The following is a 17,756-nucleotide window of genomic DNA, read 5'->3' as shown; positions in this document are numbered from 1 at the left end:
CAGATTGTCAAAGATAAAAAAATTAATATAGAGCTGTACTTAATACTCTTCTGCCCTATTTTACTTAGAAAATTTAAGAAAGTCGATTATAAAAAACACACAAAATCAACATTCTTGTTACTTTAAATTCTAAGATAACCCTTTATCTATAATTTGTACATACAATAGATTCTTTCTCTTGATCATTTATTCTGTTTGTTCGATGACTTCAACAAATTTTTTACACAAAATGGATTTATCATAAACTGTTTCAGCCAATTTCCTTGCATTCTGTCCCATTTCCTTTACCAATTCAGGATTGTCTTTCAGATAAAGTACTTTTTGTGCAAGTTCTTCCGGACGGTTGGGGTTTACATAAAATCCGCAATGATATTTTTCGGCTATATCTTTCGTCCAGCCGGCAGAGTTTACAATAATTGGTTTTCCTGCAGACAACGAATCGAAAAGCTTGTTTGGAGAGTTGGTATACAAAATAGGAATATCCAAAAAGGAAATCATCGAAACATCCGAAAAATTGACAATCTCAGATACGTCAGTCATAGGGAACTTTCCGAGAAATTTCACATTTTTAAGATTACTTTTTTCTACTTCTTCTATTAAATCTTTTTCGGTAGAACCTCCTCCTACAAACAAAAATTCTATATCTTCTCTATTGTTTAATAATTTGGCGGATTCAATAATTGTCTGAGCCCCATTTGCCAATCCCAAAGAACCAAAGTGAACTATTTTGAAGGAATCTTTTTTTAAGCCGAGCTTTTCCATCAGTTGATCATTTTTTCCCCTAGGCCAGAATTCGTCCATTTTAGCCATATTAGGAATCATGGATGTTTTTTCTTTAGGAATATACTTTACAACTCCAGCCTGCATACCCGGAGAAAGAGCAATAACACGGGAAGCATTTTTATAAATCACTTTTTCCAGCAGACGAGTCGTTTTTATTGTCCAACTATTTTTTATGGCTCCCATCTGTATTGGCACCTCCGGCCAGAGGTCTCTTACTTCAAAAACAAAAGGCTTCTTTTTAAACCACTTTAATATAAGTGCCGGAATACCTATTGTAAGAGGAGTAGATGTAGCAATTACCAAATCGATATCTTTCTGTTTCATTCCTACTACAGATGATTTGTACATAAATTTCAAGAAGGCTTTCAACCTTCTGGAAACACTCATATTCTGGTCATAGTCTTCTTTTATATAAACGACTTCAATACCATCAATTTCTACAATTTTAATATCCTCTGAAAATTTGGATGATGAGGTGAGCATAGTAACTTTATGCCCGTTTTTAATAAGTTCTTGTGCCAGCCAGTACGATCTTGTTCCTCCTGGCTCCTGAGGAGTTACGAAATATTGGTGGATGTATAATATATTCATTATTTTTTTTCTATATATAATTGTTGATATACTTCAGCTATTCTCTTCCAGTCATGATTTTTTAACAATTGTTCCATATCAAAACTATAATGATCTCGTTTTTGGATTAACCGTTCAAGCCCTCGTTCGATTGCAGAAACGGAAGTGTCCTCCACTTTTTCTCCAATAGAATCATCATAAAAACCGTCGATCCCTTCATTTTGCGTGTACATCACCGGTAAACCTTGCAAAAGTGCTTCTATATAGACCAAGCCAAAGGTTTCTGCTTTGGAAGGCATTGTAAAGAAATCGCTTCGTTCGTAATAGGATTTTAGAACAGGCAGACTGTCTACTTTTCCTACAAACTCAAAGGAATGATCATTTTTAATAGAATCCAGGATTCTTTTCTCGTCATTTCCTCCTCCTCCAATCAGAGTTAATTTTATTTTATTCTGAATTTTGTGATTATGATTCTTAACAGCATTAATAAGGTTAAAAACATTTTTGCCCTTATTGAATTTCCCTATATAAAGCAGCTGAATGTTTTTTTCATTCTCAACAATTTTCCTGTTTATAACCTTTGATTCTATCCAGAAAGGGTCTACACCATTTGGGATCACCATTAGTTTTTGCTGTATATCGCTCATGATATGAGACAAGCGGGGATCTTCAAGCATTCTTTTTTTATAGACTGCCGAAATGGTTATGATCTTATTTGCATTCTGAAGTATTTTTTGTCCGTAGCCTCTTTCGTGCAGAAAATACTTCAAAAACACGTTAAGATCTGTATTTCGTACTGCTAATATGTATGGAATATTATATTTTTTATGAAGCTCATAGGCCACCCCACCATCGCTGTACCAGGTGTGAGCATGAATAAATCTGACGGTCTTGAGGTCTATTTTTGCTTCAATGTCCTGTACTATTTTTTTAATTTTTCTTTTATACAAAATCCGATCTGCATATTTTGATAAAATATGGCTATAGATAATTTGAGAGCGGGTATTTTTAAAATCTATTTTATTTTTCCCTATTCTGGAAGATTCCCGAAATGGATTATATACAATCTGCTCTAGCCCGTTATTATCCAGCTCCCTCACCAAATTTTTATAAACTGTAGATCCTGAGTAATCGTTTGTAATGTGAAGTATCATTATGGATAAATTGAATTAAACTGCAGCTCTAAAGAAGAGTTGCTAATTTTATTACTGTAATTCGAAAGGTTTTTTTCGACTAAAGGGTATAAACTTGCATCAAAATAGATAAGTTTCATCCAGCCATCCGATATTTTCCATCCTGTATTCTGCACACTTGGATCTGTAGTACCATCTACATTATCAGCAATACTGTCTCCTTTCAGAATCTTAAGTTTTAAGGTATTGCATAGGTAACTGAAATTAAAGTCAGACCAATTGGCATTTCCCAATTCTCTTGCCTTTATTAAATATAATACGACATGATTTCCATGTGACACATCCTGTACAACCGGTTTATAATTCTTAATTTTCTGTAACGCCTTACAAAAAGTATCAGGATATGTACTGTTCCACGTATAATACAAAACGCTACCTGCGCTCTTGTTTAAAACCAACGCTTTTTTCAGCTGCTGATCAAACTGATTTACAAATAAAGCATATGAATTTTTATCAGATTCGTCATACTTCATCAGATAGAGTGCAACAACAGCCCAGTTTGCTCCTGTATGAAGCCTCTGATGAAACAATAATGAATAATCTCCATATTGGCTGAAGCTTCTGGCTTTCCATTTATCGAAGGAGTATTTTAAACCACTTTCTATCGCCGGTTGATAATTCGCATATAATTTATTCTTGGCTAGAATATCCAAAAACTCACCGATATATCTGAAAAAATATCCTTCCGAAATTAAATGTTCCTGTCCGTTCGCTACTGCATTCTGATTTCCTTTTGCGACATTCATCACCCAGCCATTCTTTTGGTACGAGGTATTTGAATTCGTATCAATCAGGATTGGTTTTATGACAGAAATATTAGTATCAATATATTTTTTATCTTTTGTTTTAAGATACATATTGTTATTTGCATTGATAAAATATCCTAATGCCATGAAATCATAAGTATTTTTACTCTTCGATGACAGTTCCATTTTCTGCAAACCATAACTTTTGGATGCCTGCATATCTGCATTATACCTGCTTACTCTGTTTTGCTGAGCAAAAGAAAAGCTAAATAATAATAACGCACTAAGCTTTATAAAATCACTTAAATATTTCATAATTATTAATATTATAATTTTGAATCAGATTCTGTAACTGCTTATCGTTACCTCCATCTGCAACGTTTTCCTGACTTAACTTGAAGAGTGAATTTTTATTTTCAATGGGAATTAAGTTTGAAAAATAATTGGATTTCACTGTCTTTGTCCTATTCAACTGAGCCATAATATTCAGCCAGACATCATCTGCCATAAAACATAAGCTGACAAATGCATCTTTATTTACAACTTCTTCACTAAAAAAATTACTTTTATATAAAGTTCCTCCCCCACTTGTGTGAAATAGATCAAATGTCGGTCCACAATTTCCGAAGACTTTTTTCCATTTTGAATATTTGCTTATGGTATTATCATCATTTCTAATAACCTTATGTGCTCTGTGGCAACAAATTGTATCGGGATATTTCTTATGTAAATCCATTAAGTCTTTGATGATATTCGACGGATAAAAAATATCATCATCTATGGTTATAATAACGTCGTTTTGATATTCCTTAAAGGCATAGTAATACTTTTTATGAGATCTTAAATCTTCATCTACAAATCTTATTTCTAATTGCTTCTTATTGTAGTAACCCAGAAGATTATCCGGTATATCTTTCAACTCATTCGGAAATTGATCTTTTGCCAGATACAATACAATTTTATTTGGCAGCAGACTTTGTCGTAGCATACATTCTACAACCATCCATAATTTGGATATTCTTCCCGGAAATGTTGTGAGTGATACGATAATATTTTCCGGCAATTTTTCGGGTAGTACAACTTCCTTTTTAGTGTTTTTAAGATATATCGGGAAGACAAAATTTGAAAACTTTCTTATAGAAAATCTTGCTAAAGACTGAGCTTTAGAAATTTTTCTTAACGATGAATACGTTCTATCTATATAATCAATTAACATTTTTAGTTGTCGTTTTATAAAATGATGATATACAGTAAAGACTTGCCAGCCAAATCCACATGTAAGGATTATTTAAATAAACACTATTAATTGTAAATGCTAATGGCATTACCAGTAATGATCCTAATAAGATATAGTTTGGAATTTCACGCTTTTTAAAAATCCTTTTGGGATTAAAAATTTTAAATAACAATAAAAGAAATGTAAAGAAAACAACAATCCCATATTGAGAGAGTAATTCTATAAATAAATTATGGGGTACTAGGATAGGATTATTTGTCATTTTATTCGCTGTATCAGAAAAATTTCCAGCTCCCACACCCAAAAATTTTGAGTCAATAAACATGTCTATACCGACATTGATCATTTCTTTTCTAGAATTGTCTTCCAGTCCTTTTTGTTCTATTCTTGTCTTTAAATAAGAAAATGCTGCATTATTCATTACATATATATACCCTGCAACAGATGCTATTATTGAAATGAATGTGTACATAATGGTTTTGCTGATTGACTTGCTGGAATAAAAAATAATATATATTACAGTAGATATTAATAAGCACAGCATAGTACCACGACTTGCATTAGTTAATACAACCCAAACAATTGCAAAAATAAAAAGGATATAAAATGTTTGAAATAATTTGTTTGAAATAAATTTGAGTTTAGCTAAAATAAAAGGAAATGAAATCGCCAAAAGGTGATTATATAAATTATAATTTCCAAAAGTAATAGCTGCATATTTTCTAAGAGTTCCCACACCTCCTAATACCGTATCATCTCCAAACTTTGAATTAGAAAAGTGTAAGTTGAAATTAATTTCTATAATTGCAATTGGAATACTTAGTAATACAAATATAACCCAGCCATTTATCAGTTTATTTAAACTTATATACTTGCTAAAATTTACTATTTCAACGAAAATAATAAAATTTATCAACGCATATGCAAACTCTTTTAAGGATTGGTCATTATTAAATGTTAAAAATAACATTGACAATACACAATACATAATAAAAGAAAAGAAAAACAATAAATACTCTTTCCCTTTAATAAGCTTTTTATTTAAATCCTGTATCAGTAAAGGTAAAAATAAAATAGCAAGAAGTCTCGGTGCTTGTAGCATACCACCGTATAAACCAAATATCTGTGAAATGATTAATATTAGGGTTATATTTTTCTTTAAGTAATTCATCTATTAATCAAATTATCCAACCTTATCAGAAGGAAAATAAAATTCCAATTCTTATAAATAAAAACCGATTTGGAAGGAAATAGTTTTCTTTTAATATATTTCACAATAAAAGAATCATACTCTCTTGTAAAAACAAAAAAGTTTTTTTTACTGATGCTATTTAAAAGATCCATAATTTCATCTTTTTTCATATTACTCTTATGTAAAAAAATGAACAGCAAACTAAAATAATAGTGGTGCCTGTTTATTATGAACTTTTTTGGAAAAAAATTTATTATATCTTTCCTATTATATAATTCTAAAATTTTTAAAACTGATTCTACATTTTTTATAGTCTGCTTTTTTTTCATGATTGACTCTCCCCTCTGTACATAGTTTACGAAGATATTGTCAATAACTTGCAGAGCAGGATTTTTACTATAGACTTGTGTATTAAATAACACATCCTCATAGATGGCTCCTTTTTCAAATATGATCTTATGTTGATCCAAGAACTTTTTTGAATAGATCTGTGTCCATGCTTGAACACCATAGTTATTGTATTTTAACAGCAAATCGTGGCCACTGATCTTTTCTTCATTTTCAAATTTTTCAAATTTGACAATTTTATTTTCATAAATTTCCTGATAATTAAATAAGAAAATATCGGTCTCTTTATTGATTTTTTCAAAAAAGATATCAATACTATCACTTTCAATATAATCATCTCCATCAACAAACCAGATATATTCCCCTTTGGCTATTTTATATCCGGCATTTCTGGCATCAGAAAGCCCCCCGTTTTCTTTTTCCAGGATGACAATTCTTTTATCCGCTTCTTTATATTTTTTACAAATACTGATACTATTATCCGGAGATCCATCAATTACCAGGATCAGTTCAAAATTAGCAGAAGTATTTTGTATTATACTGGCAATACATTTTTCTATATAATTTTCAACATTATATATTGGGACGATAATTGATAAAAAAACATCATTCATTTACATTCTCTATTAATGGTAGGTAAAACTTCCTTATCTCCTGAGGGTTATATTTCTCATAGCTATCATTATTCAATAACTCATCTATTGCTGTGTTTGCTTCCTCTACATTTTTAACAAACTTGATATATTTTAAATACTTAATCCAGTTGTAAGTTCCTATAACTTTCTGATTGTAATTCGAAAAAACCACGCATGGAGTTCCTGTAATGATGCAAAGAACCATTCCGTGTAATCTGTCAGTGACCACTATCTTTGCCTTAGAAAATTGTAATAACTTATTAGTCAATATTTTCTTTCTAACAGATTTTATATCTAAATCTGTTATTTTGTCACAATGCATATCAGAATTAATTATTTTGTCAAATCTTCCTTTTAAGATTTGAGTAATTTTATCTTTATCATCTGCTGTTAATATTGATTCCTGATCATTTCTGATTACTTCCAATGCATATTCCCGTTCATTTTCAAAACTATATTCAGTGTAAAGAACAATATCGGGAGTCAGAATTATTTTGTTTTTTGGAAAATATTTTTGCATTAATTCAAATGATTTTTCCTCCCTGGCTGTTAAAATCAAATTTTTATGTTTTCCAAAAATATCTTGTGTTCTTTTTAATTCAGATTCACCAATCTGATCATTTGAATAATAGATCGTTTGTGGAAACAGTATAATTTTATTTTCAGGAAAGTTCTGAATTACCATTCTCCTTAAATTTTCTTCCCTCATATATTCATTCCCGAAATTGCCACCTCCATGAACAAATATCAAATCATCAGGCTTAATATTATTTCTGTACTTTTCTATAAAATACTTCATCTGAGACTGATTGATCTCAAAAATGTGATGCCCGGGTAAATTTTCCTGAAAAAATTTTAGCTGCCCCTCGGCAATAGCGTGATCTCCAATATTAGTATGAGTAGGAGTCTGAAATAAAAATAACCGCTTTGACCTGCAATTAGTAATTTCATCAGCAATTTTATCTACTCTGGCATTATTCTGTATATTATTGATAATTGAATTTGCTTTATTTTTTATTTTGTTAAATAAATCCATATTTATTTCTTTATTTTTTTTATGATTGTTTTTTTAAACTGTAAATACTCTTCCCGCTTAATACCAATAAGAATAATTAATACCAACAAAATAATCTCAGCAGCAATGGTTGAAGATATTGCAAAAAAGTAACTGCTAAAATCTATTTTTTTTATGACCCATACCAGAATAAAACAAGAGAAAATAACCAGAAAGGTCTGTTTTAAATAAAGTACTACGTCTGGCCAATCATATTTCAATTTATGATTAACATAAAGAAAACGAAATATGAAGGTGCATAAATTTAAAATAACATTTAAGCTCATAATATATACAGGAGAAAAACCTAATTTTAAGAATATATATGCCAGCGGAAGATTTAATAATAATATCAATGAAACCCCTAATTGATAATTTCTGATATTTCCAATGGCATTGGCAGACATCCAGAATGGTCCAACTATAGCATTAATAATAGAGCCTATTATAACTATTTGAGTGAAGCTTACAAGGTATTGAGGTAAATTAACACCAAGCCATAATTTTAAAATAAATTCTGTATGTAATAAAATCGGTATTGATAAAACTAAAAAGAGAAATACTGAATATTTCGAAGTATTTAATACTAATCTTTTATGTGTTTCCAAATCATTTGAAGCATAACTCTGAGTAATTTGTGGATTAAATGCTACCTGCATATTGGAAACAAAACTATACAAAACACTATTTACCTGATTCGCAATACCTAAGGCCGCATTTACAGTTACACCGATGAATATATTCATAATCATATTCAATCCCTGCGTTGAACTTAAAACAGCCACTTGTCCGAATAAGCTCCAACCAGAAAAAGATAATAATTCTCTGAATAGTTTTTTGTCAGAAAAATAATGGTAAGCAGTTTCTTCCTTAAAGTTCCTATAGCAATAAATTTTATAGATTACATTAATTATAAGATTGACCAATAATAATAAAAATGAATACACTATGAGCTGATCATATTCAACAAAAAGCGATAATAAAAATACAATAGCCAGTTTTAGCACAGTCTCCACTATACCCAAATAGGCATAGAATGACATTCTTTCATTCGCCAGTATGGTAGCATTGAAGGGTATTCTAATGATATTGATTATTGTTGTAATAATAGAAAACTGAAATACAAAATTTGCAGCATTAAGTCGGTGAGCAGGTATATTTAACTTGTAATTTAAAAACCATAATCCAATAGTCTCAGACAAAATCAATACAATGATTGAGATAATTATATGAATATTGAGACTCATACAAAAAACTCTATTAACTTTTTCTTTAATATTTGAAGCCAGCTCAATATTTAAGAATCGTTGAGTAGCACTTGTCATGGCATTATTTAAAAACGAAAATAATACAACTACTCCAGCTACTAAATTATATATCCCAAAATCCTCTACGCCTAACTTCTGTAAAATAATCCTTGAAGTATATAAGGAGATAGCCATATTGATTATCATCCTTATGTAGAGTAATATTGTATTTTTTGCGATCTTTTTTGTACTTGACAATTTATTTACTTTTAATCATTACCAAATAGATCCCTTGTGTACACTTTTTCTTGTACATCAGCAAGTTCAGGCGCATTGCGGTTAGAAATAATGACATCGCATTCTTTCTTGAAAAGTTCTAAATCTTTTACCACTCTGGAACCGAAAAAAGACTCTTCATTAAGGGCCGGCTCAAACACTTCCACTTCTACTCCCTTAGCTTTAATTCTTTTCATTACGCCCTGTATGGCAGATGCTCTGAAATTGTCGGAACCTGCCTTCATGATCAGGCGGTAAACTCCTACTTTTTTGGGTTTTTTAGCCAGTACTGAATCTGCTATAAAATCTTTACGGGTTCTGTTAGCATCTACAATTGCCTGAATAATATTATTGGGAACTGCATTATAATTTGCCAAAAGCTGTTTGGTATCTTTAGGCAGGCAGTACCCTCCGTATCCAAAAGACGGATTATTATAATGCGAACCAATTCTTGGGTCCAGACCAACACCTTCTACAATCTGGCGGGTATCCAGTTCGTGAATCTGCGCATAGCTGTCTAATTCGTTGAAATAAGCCACACGCAATGCTAAGTAGGTATTTGAAAACAATTTAATTGCCTCTGCTTCTGTAGGATTTGTAAATAATACTGGAATGTCCTTTTTTATGGCACCTTCTTTCAGTAATTCTGCAAAAATTCTTGCTCGCTCACTTTGCTCCCCGACAATAATTCTGGAAGGATATAAATTATCATATAAAGCTTTACCTTCTCTCAAAAATTCAGGAGAAAACACCACATTATCTAAATGCATTTTGCTTTTTAAGTCTACGGTATAACCTACAGGAACCGTAGATTTAATAATGATTACAGCCTTAGAATTATACTCTGCAATTTCCTTAATTACATTCTCAACACTGCTTGTGTCGAAATAATTGGTAGTGGGGTCATAATCTGTTGGAGTGGCGACAATTATATATTCAGCCTTATCGTAAGCTTCCTTCTTATCTAAAGTGGCTTTGAAATTAAGGGGTTTAGTACTTAGAAACGTACTGATTTCTTCATCTTCAATAGGAGATTTTTTAGAATTAAGCAATTCTACTCTCTCCTGAACAATATCTAAAGCTACAACTTCATTATGTTGGGCCAATAAGACGGCATTAGACAAACCTACATACCCTGTTCCTACGACTGCTATTTTCATTCTCTATTTTTTTATAAACGATTATCGTATTTCTCTAAAATTCCTTTAACATCATATAAAACTCCTCCTTCCTTCAGATAGCGGGAAAGATCAATATTCAGGAATTCATCATGAGAAACTGTGAGAACAATTGCATCAAACTGTTCCTTCACATCTTCAAGAGAATTGGTAGATTGTATACCATATTCATGCATTACTTCTTCTGGATTTGCCCACGGATCATACGTTGTAACTTCTACAGAATAGTCTTCCAGCGCATTGATAACATCTGCAGCTTTCGTATTTCTTACATCCGGACAGTTTTCTTTAAAAGTGATTCCAAGATTCAGTACTTTGGCATCCGTAATGTTGATCCTTTTCTTAATCATTGTTTTTACCACCTCCGAAGCTACAAACTGCCCCATGGAATCATTCAGTCTTCTTGCGGTAAGGATAAGCTCAGAATAATATCCTACGTCCTGCGCTTTCTGGGCAAGATAGAAAGGATCTACCCCGATACAATGTCCTCCTACCAATCCGGGCTTGAATTTCAGGAAATTCCATTTCGTTCCTGCTGCCTCCAGAACTGCGTGTGTATCAATATCCAGAAGATTAAATATTTTGGCAAGCTCATTCACAAAAGCAATATTGATATCACGTTGTGAGTTTTCAATAACTTTTGATGCTTCAGCTACTTTAATAGTAGGTGCCAAATGGGTACCTGCTGCAATTACAGATTTATATAATTCGTCTACTTTTTTACCAATTTCTGGTGTAGAACCTGAAGTTACCTTTAAAATCTTCTCTACGGTACGTTCTTTATCTCCCGGATTGATTCTTTCAGGAGAATATCCTGCAAAGAAATCCTCGTTAAACTTTAATCCCGAAACTTTTTCCAGCACAGGGATACATTCTTCTTCTGTAACACCAGGATAAACAGTAGATTCATAAATAACAATATCCCCTTTTTTCAATACTTTTCCTACTGTTTCAGATGCTTTATATAAAGGTGTCAGGTCCGGACGATTATGTCTGTCTACCGGTGTAGGAACAGTTACGATATAGATGTTAGCCTCCTTAATATCTTCCAGATCAGATGAGCAAAGCAATCCTTTTGATGAGTTTGAAAATGGGTTATCTTTCACTAAAACCGGCTGTAGTACTTCATCTTCTACTTCCAAAGTGGAATCTTTTCCGCTATTCAGTTCTGCAATTCTGGCCTGGTTGATATCAAAACCTACTACGGCATATTTTGTTGCAAATAAACGGGCCAGTGGTAATCCTACATACCCCAATCCGATTACCCCAATTTTATTCTGTATATTCATATTAAATGTGATGTTCTTACTTTATTTTAATGTTTATTTTGAAGATAATTTGATTTATTTATTAAAAAGCTTTTGCCACCAGTTTTTCTTCTTATCAGCTGTATATCCGTAACCATAGCCATAGTTGTATCCGTAACCGTAACCACCAACATTTTTAGAAACATCATTGATCACGAAAGAAACGTTTGATATCTTTGATTCTTTAACCAGTTTATTGGCAAAATCTATTAATATTTTTCTTGATACTCCTGATCTTACCACGTATAAAGAAGCGTCAGCAGTATCAGAAATACTCAATGTATCCGAAACAAGCATCAGCGGAGCAGAATCGATCACAATATATTCGTAACGGGACGACATCTCACTGATAAGCTTCTGATAACGACCGTTGGAAAGAAGCTCCTGAGGATTTGGAGGAATAGATCCCGCATAAATTACATCACATTCAGGATTGGTATCGGAAATATGTATAAGATCTTCTATATCTGTCGTTTCATCGTATAAATATTCCGTAAGACCTGCATTCTTAACACGCTCATCATCATACCTCTGTATTTGCGGATTTCTAACATCCGAACCAATGAGTAATGATCTTCCGTTTTTGCTTCCCAGTGTCAGAGCAAGATTCACTGAAACCAGTGTTTTTCCTTCTCCTTTCACTGAAGAAGTTACCAATATGACTTTCGCTGAATCTTTTTTAGGAAGCAGAAATTTCAGGTTGGAAACCAATATTCTAAATGATTCCGCCAACTCTGAGAAATCATTCCTCTGTACCAAATGGTTGTGACCATCCTTCAGCGATGGTATATCTGCTAACACTCCAAGTGGCGAATTTTCAGTAATATCTGTACGGCTGTAGATTTTATCATCCCACATAAAGAAAAGATAGAATACTCCCAACGGTAACATTAATCCCAATAAAGCCGCTGCCAAAAGAATAATATTTTTCTTAGGTGAAACCGGAATATCATCTGTATAAGCAGGGTTTACAATTTTAGCTTTCGGAACATTCACAGAAAGATTGATTGCGTTTTCTTCTCTTTTCTGTAAAAGAAAAAGGAAAAGCTGCTCCTTAAGATTCTGCTGACGTTCGATACCTCTGTAGATTTTTGATTGTCCGGGAACCTTTTCAATCATATCTGTACTGGCAGAAATTTGGCTGTTTATCTGTGCGATAGATGCCTGAACGGTTGCTTTTTGCTGACGAATGTTATCTCTTACAATTTCTTTTAGTGAAGAAATTTCTTTATTCATTTCTATCACTGCAGGGTTCTCATTGGTTGCTTGCTTCAAAGTTTTATTTCTAGTGATAACAAGATTATTATATTGTAAAATGGCCTGTTCCAAAGAAGGATTAAGTCCTAAATTAGAGGGCATAAGCTGATTATCTCCTTTTGAAGCTTCATTTTGAAGAGAGTTAAGAAGATCCAGCTGGGTCTGCTGTATAAGAATTTGTTTTGTGTTATCATTTGTATTCTGAAGCGCCAACTGAGCCTGCGCCTGTAAGTCTACGATTCGGTTACGATTTTGGAAATCTTCTTTTTGATTCTCCACTCCTGAAAGGTCTCGTGAAATAACCTCTAATCGTTTATCGATAAATTCCTGAGTATTTTGAGCTTGTAAGTTTTTATCTCTTAGCCCATCCAGATTATACTGTTTGGTTACCTCATTAAGAATAGCCTCTGATTTTTCAGGAACAGTTCCTACAATCTTAATGTCCATAAGCATAGCCTTCTGATCCGGAAGATCAACCTGGATCTTTTTTTCCAAAGATTTCACCTTCTCTATAGGATTCCAGAAGACAATTTTATATTTATCTTTAAAGGTAAGACCCGGTACTTTTTGAAGAACTACAGTTCCAAAATCAAGAGCTAGATTTTTATCGAAAGTTCCCTTTACTTTTTTGTTTTCCTTATCTTCCAAAACAAATTCGTTTCCGTTGACTTCTTTTACCATGTATTGGGAAGAAACAAATTTTTTGGTATTCTTATAAGAAATAATTTTTGCAACAATCGGTACTTTGATAAATAATTCTGAATCCCTTATCTCACCCGAATTATAATATTGTATATTAAGATTTAGGTTTTCAACAACTTTCATAAGGATTGGTCTGGAGTTTACCACAGCCACTTCACTTTTAAGTTCATCTGCATTTCCTAAACCAAGTCCTAAGTTATCAAGATCAATTAGTGCTCCTGTTAAATCAGACTGTTTCTTATCAAATTTTAAAGTAGTAGTCGATTCATATTGAGGCACAGCATATCTTAAATATATAAAGGCTATAGTAACAAATAATAAGACAGATGCTATAAACCAAGGCCATTTTACTAAATATTTTCCAATGATCTTTCTTAAATTCAAAGATTCTTCACTTTCCTGAAATTCTATCTGCTGCATATTTTATTTTCGAGTTAAAGCAATAATAAGTGTACCCGCTGTAAGTAAAGCACCAATAATCTGGAATGTAAGAGCTCTGTTCGGATTTGAATTAGCCTGAACCTGCTTATTTTTGTCCGGCTGTACATATAATATGTCATTTTGCTTCATATAATAGTACGGCGAACTCACAATATCGGATCTTGTAAGGTCAACATTCACCACTTGGTCAGCACCATCTTCTCCTGTGCGTATAAGTTTTACATTGGTACGGTCTCCGAAATCCGTCATATCACCTGCAAGTCCAAGTGCTTGAAAAATATTGATTTTCTGAGAGAGACTTTCTTTCTGCCCTGGTTGTTTTACCTCTCCTAAAACACTCACATTGAAGTTTTTAAGGGTAATAGTCACCAATGGATCTGTTAGATATCTCTTAAGGCGTGATTCCAGTTCCTGTTTTAGCTGCACCTGTGTCATCCCTTTAGTATATACATTTCCTAAAACCGGAAAAGAAATATAACCTTCTTCATTGACAAGGTATTGACTTGGTTCTACGTATTGGTTGATGCCTCTTCCACTGTCGCTCCCTACTTTGTTTGCAGTATTAAGATTAAAAGGTTTTACGGCAATTTCATCAAGTGCGGATACCAGAATAAGAAGAACATCTCCTTCCTGAATATGTAATCCCTGAAATTTTGCTTTCGCAACTTCCTCTTCCATATTATGTTTCGACATATATACCATATTCTGCTTCGGTCTGCATGATAACAAAATAACCGATAACAATGTTATATATGTAATAATCTTTTTATTCATATGTTGTTTATTCTAAGTCTACTTGTGTTATTATTTAAAATCTATCTGAACTAAATTTAATTTAAGATACCTAATAGGAAGAAAACTAACCACATAAGTATTCTATATTTATAAGAAGTTTACGAATGTGAGAGGTATTTAATCTTTATATTTAAATCAATTCTTTCTCTAGCAATTTTCATTCCGTTTGGAATTAAAATAGCAAAATTATTATTTTATATCAGTTTTTTATGTATTTTATTCTTTAATTTCATTCATATGCTTCATGTTCAGATATCTTGTCAAGAATTTCAAATTCAGAGTTATTGCTTTTAAATTCCGGCACAATTATTTTTAATATTCTCACAATCTGTAAACTATCTTTATTCATTGCTGAAAGAATAATTTGCGAGCACAAAATATCTATATCTTCAAACTTCATCAATGGATCTCTGGATATCATAATTTTCTCATGATGGGTAGGAATAGTTGTAGAATTATTCGTTAAAAGTTCTTCATATAGTTTTTCACCAGGTCTTAAGCCAATAAAATCAATTTTAATATCGATACCTGGAGTATATCCTGATAATTTGATCATTCTTTCCGCTAAATCCAAAATTTTAACCGGTTTACCCATATCAAAAACATAAATCTCTCCTCCCTGTCCCATTGTTCCTGCCTGAAGTACCAATTCGCAGGCTTCAGGAATCGTCATAAAATAACGAATGATATCGGGATGAGTAATCGTCACCGGACCTCCTTTTTCAATTTGTTTTTTGAAATGTGGTATTACAGAGCCATTGGAACCTAATACATTTCCAAAACGCGTTGTTATAAATTTTGTTGTATTCTCCGAAGAATTTTGTAGAGACTGTACAAAAAGTTCAGCAGCTCTTTTAGAAGCTCCCATTACGTTGGTGGGATTTACAGCTTTATCTGTAGACACCATCACAAAACGATTTACATTATATTTTTTCGATAAGAGTGCCACATTTTTAGTTCCTCCAATATTGACAAAAATAGCTTCATGTGGATTATCTTCTATTAATGGTACATGCTTGTAGGCTGCCGCATGATAAACTATTGAAAACTGATAATCATCAAACAATTTCTCCATTCTGGAATAGTTTGAAATATCAGCCAGTATAAATTTGAACCTTTGATTTGGGAATCTTTCTAATAATTCAAGCTGCAACTCATATAAAGGAGACTCAGCCTGATCTACCACAACAATCAATGACGAATTTAGCTGAGCAACCTGCCTTACAATCTCACTTCCTATAGACCCTGCACCTCCGGTTACCAGAATATTTTTATTAACATGAAAACATTTTACCTCATTGTTTTCTATTTTAATTGTCGGACGATTCAGTAAATCTTCAATCTGAAGAGGACGGATACTTCTCACCTTATCATCCTCTTTTATGATATTGGTTACGGGTACTTTTAATACTTTCAATCCTTTATCCAATGCAAAGCTAGTCCATTCTTCTATCTCTTGCTTTGTCATCACATCTTTGATTAAAACCGCATCAAATTGTTCTTTCAGAGTATCACTCTTAAGAAATTGCTTTTTATTATAAATTTTATAGCCAAGCAACCTTGCTTTTTTAGAATCTGATCTTGCAGTGAGAAATCCTGCTAGCTGATAGGGATGATCGGGATTGTGAATAATAGCCTTTGCTAATGACACTGAAGTATCCTCTACTCCTACAATAGCAATTCTAGCTTTGGATAGAGTATCCTTAGAATCTATTAAGACACCGAAAAGCTTTTTGATTGCCATTCTGAAAAAAAACATCAGAAAAATGGAAACAAAGAAAAATAAAAAAAGAACAGGATATAAAAATACGGGTTTGCCCAATATCAGTTCCGACATAAAATTCAGTCCAAGCAAGACAATAAGAGCACTGCCCGAAGACCATACAATTTTAAAAAAGTCAAAAAAAGTAGAGTGTCTGATAATTCCTGCATAAGTTTTGAACAGAACTATACACAGAATATTAATAAGCACCACTGAAAATATCTTTTCCTTTTGATACTTAGTAAAGTTAAGTTTTACCTCCAGACTATTCAGAAGAAAATATGAAACTAAAATTGAAAAAAAAATGACTGAAACATCAATAAGAAAAACCGACCACCTGGGTATATATCTTAACTCCCTGATTTTAAAAACATTCCCCATACACAAATAAACCTAAAGTATCTTTTTCATTATTTCAACAATTGGTGGTTTTATTATCAGGCGAAGATAATAATTATTATTAATATTTTTAATAGCATACGTTAATTTTTATTCAAAATATAAATTACTAGTGCCACAAAATATTTTAACCTAAAATTAATACGCATATTCCAAAAAAAAATACTGTAAAATAAGTATTTTACAGTATTTTGACTACTTTGATTGATAGTTGCGATCCGGACGGGACTCGAACCCGCGACCTCCGCCGTGACAGGGCGGCATTCTAACCAGCTGAACTACCGGATCAATTTTTTTAAAAAAGAAATTGAGAAAACTTCTGCGATCCGGACGGGACTCGAACCCGCGACCTCCGCCGTGACAGGGCGGCATTCTAACCAGCTGAACTACCGGATCAATTTTTTTAAAAAGAAATTGAGAAAACTTCTGCGATCCGGACGGGACTCGAACCCGCGACCTCCGCCGTGACAGGGCGGCATTCTAACCAGCTGAACTACCGGATCAATTTTTTTAAAGTAAATTGAGAAAACTTCTGCGATCCGGACGGGACTCGAACCCGCGACCTCCGCCGTGACAGGGCGGCATTCTAACCAGCTGAACTACCGGATCATTATTTTAAAGAACGTCGTTTCTT

At 32.8% G+C, this 17,756-nt stretch carries 13 protein-coding genes and 4 tRNA genes; all 17 read right to left on the bottom strand.

The window, feature by feature from the left end:
• Positions 1 to 186 precede the first annotated feature (186 nt).
• Positions 187 to 1,374: a glycosyltransferase family 4 protein gene (locus tag DEU39_RS18985; protein ID WP_062676389.1), complete on the bottom strand. Its 1,188-nt coding sequence runs from the start codon at positions 1,372 to 1,374 to the stop codon at positions 187 to 189.
• Positions 1,374 to 2,507: a glycosyltransferase gene (locus DEU39_RS18980; protein WP_120232993.1), complete on the bottom strand. Its 1,134-nt coding sequence runs from the start codon at positions 2,505 to 2,507 to the stop codon at positions 1,374 to 1,376. The genes DEU39_RS18985 and DEU39_RS18980 overlap by 1 nt, the downstream gene beginning before the upstream one ends.
• Positions 2,507 to 3,607: a hypothetical protein gene (locus DEU39_RS18975; RefSeq protein ID WP_120232992.1), complete on the bottom strand. Its 1,101-nt coding sequence runs from the start codon at positions 3,605 to 3,607 to the stop codon at positions 2,507 to 2,509. Before DEU39_RS18975 ends, DEU39_RS18980 begins: the two co-directional genes overlap by 1 nt.
• Positions 3,591 to 4,508, bottom strand: a complete 918-nt coding sequence (locus tag DEU39_RS18970; protein ID WP_120232991.1) for a glycosyltransferase — start codon at positions 4,506 to 4,508, stop codon at positions 3,591 to 3,593. The genes DEU39_RS18975 and DEU39_RS18970 overlap by 17 nt, the downstream gene beginning before the upstream one ends.
• Positions 4,498 to 5,700: an O-antigen ligase family protein gene (locus DEU39_RS18965; protein ID WP_120232990.1), complete on the bottom strand. Its 1,203-nt coding sequence runs from the start codon at positions 5,698 to 5,700 to the stop codon at positions 4,498 to 4,500. The genes DEU39_RS18970 and DEU39_RS18965 overlap by 11 nt, the downstream gene beginning before the upstream one ends.
• Positions 5,697 to 6,683, bottom strand: a complete 987-nt coding sequence (locus tag DEU39_RS18960) for a glycosyltransferase (protein ID WP_120232989.1) — start codon at positions 6,681 to 6,683, stop codon at positions 5,697 to 5,699. The genes DEU39_RS18965 and DEU39_RS18960 overlap by 4 nt, the downstream gene beginning before the upstream one ends.
• A complete protein-coding gene (locus DEU39_RS18955; RefSeq protein WP_120232988.1) occupies positions 6,676 to 7,740 on the bottom strand; it encodes a polysaccharide pyruvyl transferase family protein in 1,065 nt (354 codons plus the stop codon). The genes DEU39_RS18960 and DEU39_RS18955 overlap by 8 nt, the downstream gene beginning before the upstream one ends.
• A gap of 2 nt (positions 7,741 to 7,742) precedes the next feature.
• The gene (locus tag DEU39_RS18950) at positions 7,743 to 9,263 is read right to left on the bottom strand and encodes an oligosaccharide flippase family protein (RefSeq protein WP_147367621.1); all 1,521 of its coding nucleotides are present in this window, start codon (positions 9,261 to 9,263) and stop codon (positions 7,743 to 7,745) included.
• Between the two features lie 11 nt (positions 9,264 to 9,274).
• Positions 9,275 to 10,441 (bottom strand): nucleotide sugar dehydrogenase, encoded by a 1,167-nt coding sequence (locus DEU39_RS18945; protein ID WP_120232986.1) that lies wholly within the window; start codon positions 10,439 to 10,441, stop codon positions 9,275 to 9,277.
• A gap of 11 nt (positions 10,442 to 10,452) precedes the next feature.
• Positions 10,453 to 11,748: a nucleotide sugar dehydrogenase gene (locus tag DEU39_RS18940; RefSeq protein ID WP_120232985.1), complete on the bottom strand. Its 1,296-nt coding sequence runs from the start codon at positions 11,746 to 11,748 to the stop codon at positions 10,453 to 10,455.
• A gap of 54 nt (positions 11,749 to 11,802) precedes the next feature.
• Positions 11,803 to 14,145 carry a GumC family protein gene (locus tag DEU39_RS18935; RefSeq protein WP_120232984.1) on the bottom strand — a complete coding sequence of 781 codons (2,343 nt, stop codon included), beginning with the start codon at positions 14,143 to 14,145 and terminating at the stop codon, positions 11,803 to 11,805.
• A gap of 3 nt (positions 14,146 to 14,148) precedes the next feature.
• Positions 14,149 to 14,859: a polysaccharide biosynthesis/export family protein gene (locus DEU39_RS18930; protein WP_228432267.1), complete on the bottom strand. Its 711-nt coding sequence runs from the start codon at positions 14,857 to 14,859 to the stop codon at positions 14,149 to 14,151.
• Between the two features lie 331 nt (positions 14,860 to 15,190).
• Positions 15,191 to 17,104 (bottom strand): polysaccharide biosynthesis protein, encoded by a 1,914-nt coding sequence (locus tag DEU39_RS18925; RefSeq protein ID WP_120232982.1) that lies wholly within the window; start codon positions 17,102 to 17,104, stop codon positions 15,191 to 15,193.
• Positions 17,105 to 17,336: 232 nt separating this feature from the next.
• Positions 17,337 to 17,410 (bottom strand) — tRNA-Asp (locus DEU39_RS18920).
• Between the two features lie 34 nt (positions 17,411 to 17,444).
• Positions 17,445 to 17,518, bottom strand: a tRNA-Asp gene (locus DEU39_RS18915).
• A gap of 33 nt (positions 17,519 to 17,551) precedes the next feature.
• Positions 17,552 to 17,625, bottom strand: a tRNA-Asp gene (locus DEU39_RS18910).
• A gap of 32 nt (positions 17,626 to 17,657) precedes the next feature.
• Positions 17,658 to 17,731: transfer RNA gene (locus DEU39_RS18905), tRNA-Asp, on the bottom strand.
• Between the last annotated feature and the right edge of the window lie 25 nt (positions 17,732 to 17,756).

The sequence above is a fragment of the Chryseobacterium sp. AG363 genome, from assembly GCF_003610675.1.
In the GTDB taxonomy this organism is placed as follows: Bacteria; Bacteroidota; Bacteroidia; order Flavobacteriales; family Weeksellaceae; genus Chryseobacterium; species Chryseobacterium cucumeris.
The sequence above is the reverse complement of the archived record's forward strand: the minus strand, read 5'-3'. Positions and strand labels throughout refer to the sequence as shown.